At 65.6% G+C, this 1,195-nt stretch carries 1 protein-coding gene; it reads right to left on the bottom strand.

The window, feature by feature from the left end; genetic code table 11:
* Positions 1 to 5 precede the first annotated feature (5 nt).
* Positions 6 to 1,106, bottom strand: coding sequence for an ISAs1 family transposase (locus P409_RS34800; RefSeq protein ID WP_034849536.1), 1,101 nt, complete (start codon positions 1,104 to 1,106; stop codon positions 6 to 8).
* Between the last annotated feature and the right edge of the window lie 89 nt (positions 1,107 to 1,195).

Here is a 1,195-nt window from a genome sequence, read left to right as displayed (position 1 = left end):
CAGGGCTATCGCATATGGGCAAAGAGCTCGAAGAAGAACTCTTTGCTCCAGTTTGCACGTCGCATTTTGCTGATGAGGGGTTTGTTGAGGGGATGGGCCTGCAAGATGTTGTGGGCAAGGCGGCGGATAACGGCGAGGTTCTCCGGGCCGTTGTCCTTGCGGGTGCGAGCATTGTCTTCGTCGAAGACGACGTCGAGGATCCAGTGGAGCTGGTTCTCGATGGTCCAGTGGGCGCGGACGACTTGGGCGAGCTGGCGGGCGGAGAGGGCTTTCGACAGGGCGATATATCGCATGGCTCGGGAGACTTTGCCGTCGCCGCCGATACGTTCGGCCTGGATCCGGCCGATCGCCTTGAGACCGGGGAAGGACGGCGGATTGGTCAACCCGCTGATCGGCAGCACCGAGGCCTGCCGCCATTCCGACCGGCCATGCGCCCGCTCCCGGGTCTCGAAGCCGGCGAGATCGCCGGCGGCCGTGAAAGCCGCTTCGGCGGCTGCAAACAACGGGCCGTGGTTGGCCTTCAGCCCCAGGGCATACTGCGCCTTCGCCGCCAGCACCGCTTCGGCCATCGCCGGATGGCAATGCAGGGCATCGGCCGTCACCGTGCAGCCCTTCAGCGTCAAGGCTTTCAGAAGATCGAGGGTGGCCTGCACCTCCGAGCCGCCCGGCGCCCGCGCCGCCGCGATCGAAAGCCGGGTCTCGCTGTCCCACACGCTCACCATCAAGGGCGGCAGATGCGCCTTGCCCTTCTCGTACCCGCGCCGCAGCGCCTTGCCATCGATCGCCACCACCCCCTGCGGCGGTGGCAACCCGAGATCCCGCCGCAGCGCCGTCATGAAGGCCGTAAAGGCCTGCGACAGCTCGACCGGGTCGAGCAGACGGAACACACGGCTGAACGTGTCGTGGCTCGGAATTCCATGTTCCAGCTCCAGGAATTCCCGCAGCTCGTCTTCCCGACCGTCCCCGAACTCCGCGATCTCCACGCAGCTCTTCGCCCCGCACAGCGTCGCCGCCAGCGCCAGGAACAACAGCTCCGCCAGATCGTGCCGGGCGTTCACATCCCGCGGGTCGCGCACCTCCCGCAGAATCGCAATCAGCGAGGTCACCGGACTTCCTCCCCTCAGAGAAAGCCCTCACAGATTCCATTCCTCCTCCGCCCGCAACCCCTTCTCTACTCAAATGCGATTCCCCTGCC

It is taken from the genome of Inquilinus limosus MP06 (genome assembly GCF_000767795.1).
In the GTDB taxonomy this organism is placed as follows: Bacteria; Pseudomonadota; Alphaproteobacteria; order DSM-16000; family Inquilinaceae; genus Inquilinus; species Inquilinus limosus_E.
This window is presented reverse-complemented; position numbering and strand designations above follow the sequence as displayed.